The sequence below is a fragment of the Algoriphagus faecimaris genome (genome assembly GCF_900101705.1).
In the GTDB taxonomy this organism is placed as follows: domain Bacteria; phylum Bacteroidota; class Bacteroidia; order Cytophagales; family Cyclobacteriaceae; genus Algoriphagus; species Algoriphagus faecimaris.
In genome coordinates, this window is record NZ_FNAC01000004.1 from 144,916 (window position 1) to 151,529 (window position 6,614).

The 6,614-nt window shown below is 41.2% G+C and carries 4 protein-coding genes; all 4 read left to right on the forward strand.

The window, feature by feature from the left end:
• Positions 1–79 precede the first annotated feature (79 nt).
• The 4 genes from BLQ57_RS03590 to BLQ57_RS03610 all read left to right on the forward strand — a co-directional run bounded on the left by BLQ57_RS03590 (position 80) and on the right by BLQ57_RS03610 (position 6,111).
• The gene (locus BLQ57_RS03590; protein WP_087937844.1) at positions 80–2,959 is read left to right on the forward strand and encodes a TonB-dependent receptor; all 2,880 of its coding nucleotides are present in this window, start codon (positions 80–82) and stop codon (positions 2,957–2,959) included.
• Positions 2,960–4,320: 1,361 nt separating this feature from the next.
• Entirely contained in the window at positions 4,321–5,025 is a 705-nt protein-coding gene (locus tag BLQ57_RS03600; RefSeq protein WP_087937842.1) for an acetolactate decarboxylase, read from the forward strand.
• A gap of 78 nt (positions 5,026–5,103) precedes the next feature.
• Positions 5,104–5,667, forward strand: coding sequence for a hypothetical protein (locus BLQ57_RS03605; RefSeq protein ID WP_087937841.1), 564 nt, complete (start codon positions 5,104–5,106; stop codon positions 5,665–5,667).
• 3 nt (positions 5,668–5,670) lie between these two features.
• A complete protein-coding gene (locus BLQ57_RS03610) occupies positions 5,671–6,111 on the forward strand; it encodes a DinB family protein (RefSeq protein ID WP_087937840.1) in 441 nt (146 codons plus the stop codon).
• Positions 6,112–6,614 lie beyond the last annotated feature (503 nt).

Here is a 6,614-nt window from a genome sequence, read left to right on the forward strand (position 1 = left end):
TTGCAAGGAACTTCCTTCCTTTTCTCATAAAATTGAATCCTTCATTTGCTGTATGAAAAATCAATCAACTCGTTCGTTTATGAAACGAATCTTCATCCCAAGCCTGCTTCTTATCACCCAATTGATGGCGGGTTTTTCCTTTGCACAGAAAGGAACGTTACGTGGAACTATCTTTGAAGAATCCACAGGAGAGCCACTATTTGGGGTCTCTGTATTAGTCAAAGAACTCGGTATCGGTGCAGTTACCGATTTTGATGGAAAGTTCGAAATCCAAGCTGATCCAGGAACTTACACCCTACAGATTTCTTATATTTCTTACTCTACAGTGGAATTGACTGCAGTAGAGATTAATAGTGACAAAGTCACTGTCTTAAATGATATTTTGATGGCAGAGGAAGCCTCGGAACTGGAAACAGTGACGATCGCAGCAGCTGCTATTCGAACCACAGAGAATGCCTTAATGTCTGTTAAGAGAAATGCTCCCAACTTGATGGATGGGATCTCTGCGAGTACTTTTAGGCAAATAGGCGACGGAGATGCCGCCGGTGCAGTAAAAAGAGTGACAGGTGTTTCTATCGAAGGCGGAAAATACGTCTACGTACGTGGTCTTGGTGACCGATACACCAAAACGGTTTTGAATGGTGTGGATGTGCCGGGTCTTGATCCAGACCGAAATACCATTCAGATGGATATTTTTCCCACTAATGTGATTGATAATATTATTGTTTCAAAATCCTTTTCCGCCGAGCTACCTGCTGATTTTACAGGAGGTGTTGTGGATATAGAGACCAAAGATTTTCCTGAAGAAAGGTCTATGAAATTGGGTGTTTCAGGAGGTTTTAACCCTTCCATGCACTTCAACAGTAATTACCTGACCTATGAAGGTGGTAAAAATGATTGGTTAGGATTTGATGATGGTACTCGCGCTTTGCCTACAGGAGGCAGAACAGATATCCCTTCTTATGGGGATGTAGTCGGAAATCCAAATAGCCCCACAGGATTGGAATACCAATCCATTTTAGGATCTTTCAATAAAACTTTGGCAGGTTATCGTGCCAACAGTTTGATGGATTTAGGCTTAAGCTTCTCGCTCGGGGATCAACTGGCAAGGGAAAAAGTAACTTGGGGTTATAATTTCGCTTTGACTTACAAAAATGAAACAGAGTTTTATCAAGATGCTGAGTTTAATCTCTATGCCAAACCCCGTGAGGCGAGTCAGCGCGAACTCGAGCCTCTCGAAAGACAATCTGGTGACTATGGTGTAAATAATGTAATGCTTGGAGGAATGGCAGGAATCGCCATGAAGACCAATGCCTCCAAGTTTAGACTGACCTACCTGCATCTTCAGAATGGTGAATCTAAAGCGGGTGAGTTTGACTTTGTCAATACCAATCTAGGAGCCAATTTTGAGGCCAAACAGTACAATATTGAATACAGCGAGCGTTCGCTTCAAAGCATTCTTCTAGGGGGTTCTCACTTTTTGAATGGGAATAGCTGGGAAATCAACTGGAAAGTAGCTCCGACTCTTTCTACCATGAATGATCCGGATATTCGCTTTACCCGATTTAGACTGCCTAACAATACGATTTCTACCGAAGTTGGACTTCCAACTAGAATCTGGAGAGAATTAGAAGAAGTTAACTTGGTCAGCAAGGTGGATTTGACCAAAAGAATTACGGCCTTCCAGTCAGAAGGAAAGATTAGATTTGGTGGAAATTATGTGACTAAAAACCGGGATTTTACTATCCAAACCTTTCAGTTCGCTACTGGAAATGCAGACCTGTCTAACGGTGACCCTAATGCTATCTTAAATCCCGAAAACTTGTTTTCAGCTGATAATAGAAATGGTGTAAGGTATAACCCTGATTTCATCCCAATCAACCCTAATGAATACCAGTCCAACATTACCAATGCTGCCGGCTATGTTTCTGCAGAGTTGACTCCGATCGCCGGATTGAAAGCGATCGCCGGATTGAGAGTAGAGAAGTATACGCAGTTTTATACTGGTACCAACCAAGGGGCTACCATCGTCTTTGATAATGAAAAGGTGTTGGATGATTTGGACTTTTTTCCTTCGCTAAACTTAGTCTTTGGATTGAAAGAAAATCAAAACTTGAGATTCTCGGCTTCTAGAACCATTGCCAGACCTTCTTTTAAGGAATTGTCTTATGCGGAGATTCTTGATCCGATTACAGGTAGAACCTTTATTGGAGGATTATTTCCTGAGACTACAAATGGAGGAACCGAGGTGCTGTGGGATGGTAATTTGACTGCCACTCGAATCAACAATTTTGATTTGAGATGGGAATCTTTCCAGCAGCGAGCTCAGATGTTTTCGGTAAGTGCTTTTTATAAGTCATTTGACAAGCCTATCGAAATCGTACAATTTCTTTCCGATCCAGGGTCTTTCCAGCCTCGAAATGTAGGCCGAGGCACAGTGATGGGGATTGAAGTTGAATTAAGAAAGGCATTGACTTTCCTTTCTCCTTCCTTAGAGAATTTCATGTGGAATACCAACGTCACCGTGACAGAATCACAGATCAAAATGTCAGAGTCTGAATTCAGGTCAAGATCCTTGACAGCGCGTGAAGGAGAAACTGTATCAGATACTCGTGATATGGCAGGGCAGGCGCCTTACATTATCAATACTGGTCTTTCTTATAATAACTTCATAAATGGTTTTGAAGCTGGTGTTTTCTATAATGTGCAAGGACCTACTTTGAATTTTGTGGGATTTGGAAACCGAACTGATACCTACACGGTACCATTCCACAGCTTAAACTTAAACATCAATAAGTCTTTCGGGGCTGATGAGCGGATTCAGGCAAATTTAGGAGTTGAAAATCTTTTGAATGATAAGCGAGAGGTAGTATTCAGTTCTTATGAAGCCCAAGACCAGATTTTTACTCGATTAGCACCAGGTACTAGAATCAAATTTGGATTCTCTTTCTCCTTCTAATTAAGGATTCTTAATGTTTTTAAGCCCCCAAAACTTAATTTGGGGGTTTTTTTGTGCTCTAAAAAGCCACAAATGCACGAATTTTTCTTGCCATATCCTGCCCTGGTTCGTATGCTCCCAAACCGGAATTGATTTATTGTAGAAAAATTTACCCAATCAAATCGCTTCTCTGAAGCTCTAGTTTTCACCTTTCCCATTTCTGATTTTAGACTCAAAGCGCCTCGCTGAGGCTTTTGAACTAAAGAATTTTGGAATAAAAGCGCCTGCGGCGCGTTATTATTGTAGAATTGTAAGTTGCAATTTGTTAGAGAGCAGCAGCGCTGCGATTTGATTAAAAGGGAGATTCCAAGAAATATCCTAATCGTGCATTCGTGGCTAAAAAAAAGGGGCTAATTCACGGAATTTTTTCTTGTCTTTATCCCCGCCAAGTAAAAAATGTACCGTCCCGATGGGACTCACAAGCTAGATCTCAACCATTTTTCCAGCCGTTAAAACGGCTGGCAAGAAAATCGTTCGAGGCTGTCTCATAAATAGCTTTAATGTCAGCCTGAGCGGAGTCGAAGGCCATTTCTACCGTTCTAGCTCACATTTCGACTTCGCTCAATGTGACAAACTTCTCTTTTGAGACAGCCTCTTATCAATTAACCCCCAGTTCAATGCCGTAGGTATGGCCGATTTAATCATTTCAAACATGATTAACCCAATTGAAAAATATACAAACCTCAGTTTTATCCGAGATTGGGCTTAAGTGCCATTCCTATTCAAAAAACACAATTTGTGAATTCGTGGCTATAAAAAATGAAGCCACGAATTTTTCTTGCCATATCCTGCCCTGGTTCGTATGCTCCCAAACCAGAATTCATTTATTTTAGAAAAATTTATCCAATCAAATCGCTTCTCTGAAGCTCTAGTTTTCAATTTCCCCATCTCTGATTTTAGACTCAAAGCGCCTCGCTGAGGCTTTGAAACTAAAGATTGTTGGAGTAAAAGCGCCAGCGGCGCGTTACTATTGTAGAATTGTGGATTGCAAATTGTTAGAGAGCAGCAGCGCTGCGATTTGATTAAAGAAATATTCTACCTCTAGTAGGTTAAAAAATTTGGGCTAAAGTGCTATTCCTATTCAGAGAATATAATTCGTGCATTCGTGGCCAGAGAAGGATCCACTGATTGACAAATTTTTCTTGGTTTTTCCCTCTCCCTAGAAAGCGCTGTAATTTTTAAGGGTTAGATGATAGATAGAATATCATTTGAAATCGCTCTACACAATTCAATTCCCATAAAAAATTCTTTTATGTCTTTGGACACATGGGAATTAGAAAGGTCTGCTTAGTTTTACTGCATTGGTCTTTAACTCTTCTTTTATGAAATATTTGATTTTAGTCCCTCTACTTGTATTTTCTTTAGGATTCAGTGTAGCCCAAGTGATGCATCAGGGAGCTATGAGTGAGATGCGAAACAGTGGTTTTGCGCCGACCCTTTCTTTGGATTCGCTTCAGCGCTATGAGGCTTTGGTAGCGCTTGGTCCATTTGGAAAAATGCAGGGAGAAGTCACGGTGGTAGATGGTCAAGCGTTCATTTCTTCAGCCCATGCCGACGGGTTTAGTACTTCTTATGACTTACTTGGTGAATCTCCTTTTTTGGTCTATGCTAATGTAAATGAGTGGGTAGAGGTGAGTTTGGAGGGAGCTGTAAAATCAATGCAAGAATTAGAGGAAGCCATTAAAGGCAAAGCGCTAGCTGAGGGAATTGATTTGGAACTTCCGTTTTTCTTTAAAATCGAAGGCGTTTTTGATCAAATGACCACGCATATCGTCACTCCGAGAAGCCCTGAAGTTGAGGGCTATGTACAAGATCAAAACCAAAAGAATTTTGATCATAGCAAAGAAAGCGGCCAGTTGATCGGTGTCTTCTCAAAAGAAGGTAGAAGAATCTATACGCATCACGATTCGGATATTCATGTTCACTTTTTGTCCAAAAATGGGGATTATACGGGGCATTTGGATCAGTTTTCTAGTCAACTTAGTCAGGCTGTTATTTACTTCCCCGCCGAAATAATGAGTAATTAATCCGAGTCTTTCCACAAAAAGAAATAAATTACAAGTCTTTGGTTTTATTTAATAGTTTAAAACCCATTCTTAATTCTCATGAAAAATCTCTTTCTACTTTTTCTTGGCCTCTTTTCAGGGGTCGTTACAGCCCAAGAAATTCCTTCTTCTCAGGTATTTTGGGAAACCCTCGCTCAACACTGCGGAAATGCCTACGAGGGACAATTAGTTTCTCCGGAGTCAGATGCCCGATTCGAAGGGAGGCTCATTATGCATGTTCGTTCTTGTGAAGAAGGCACCATGCGAATTCCCTTTTTTGTGGGAGAAGATCGCTCGAGAACTTGGGTGTTGACCAAGGAAGGAGAGCGTATCCAACTCAAGCATGACCATCGGCATGAGGATGGTTCGGAAGATAAAATCACCCAATATGGAGGTATTGCCTCCAATAGTGGATTTTCAGAAATGCAGGTATTCCCTGCCGATCAGGAGACCACGGATTTGATTCCCTACGCTGCGGGGAATGTGTGGTGGATTACGGTTGATGAGCAATCTTTCTCTTACAACTTGAGAAGGATAGGTTCCGAGACCTATTTCTCCGTTAAATTTGATTTGACAAAACCAGTGGAAACACCTTCAGCGCCCTGGGGCTGGGAAAACGAATAAATAATGAACGAGCAATTAATTGAGCTTTGGAAAGAAGGAAGAACGCGATTTACCCAGCTCTTAGATAAAATCACGGAGGCCGATTTGGTCAAAAAACATGGAGAAAGCCCCAATTCAGCAGGTTTTTTGATTCGACATATTGCTGAGGTAGAATTACTCTTTGCCAAAAATGTGTTTGGGTTAGCTGAAGTGAAAATCACAGCTAAAACGCTGATCGCAGGAAAGGATACCGGGGAATGGACAGCGCTTGATGAGTTGAAGCAATTTTCGGCCTATGCTGCTGAGATGCTAGAAAAAGCCATTCAGATGCAGGAAGATTGGTCAGTAAGTATAGAGACTAAAGAGTTTGGGAAGAAGACAAAGGCAGCGGCTTTTGGAAGGATTGTTACTCATACCGCTTATCACTCCGGTCAGTTGGCTTTAATTTTGAAATACGGGTCTTGATTGTAGGAGATTTTTTTTTGCTTGGATGACCTTCTTTTTTCACACCTTTTAAAAAAATGTACCGTCCCATTGGAATTCACAAGCTAGATCACAGCCATTTTCCAAGCTGTTAAAACGGCTGGCAATTTAATGGGTCGTCACTACGTGACTTGAAGCTTATCCACAAACCAATGCCGTAGGCCTGCCTGTATTTGACAGATAGGCATGACCGATTTAATCATTTCAAACAGGATTAACCCATTTTAAAAACACAAACCTCAGTTTTACTCTTGATTTGGTTAGGCGTTAATCCCTTCTAGACGTAGTATCTTCTATGCATCTCTGAAGTTCAATTGGGTGCTGGGTGAAGGTACTATCTTTCTAAACAAGAGTTTTCTGAAAATTTTTACCTTTACAATACCGGAGAGGAAGCATACAGTGATCGTTCACTTGGATGTTTACCTTGTGTAGTGCCGACTCGATCGGCACTACTTTTTTCAGCTTTTGCAAAGCTGACCGGAGAG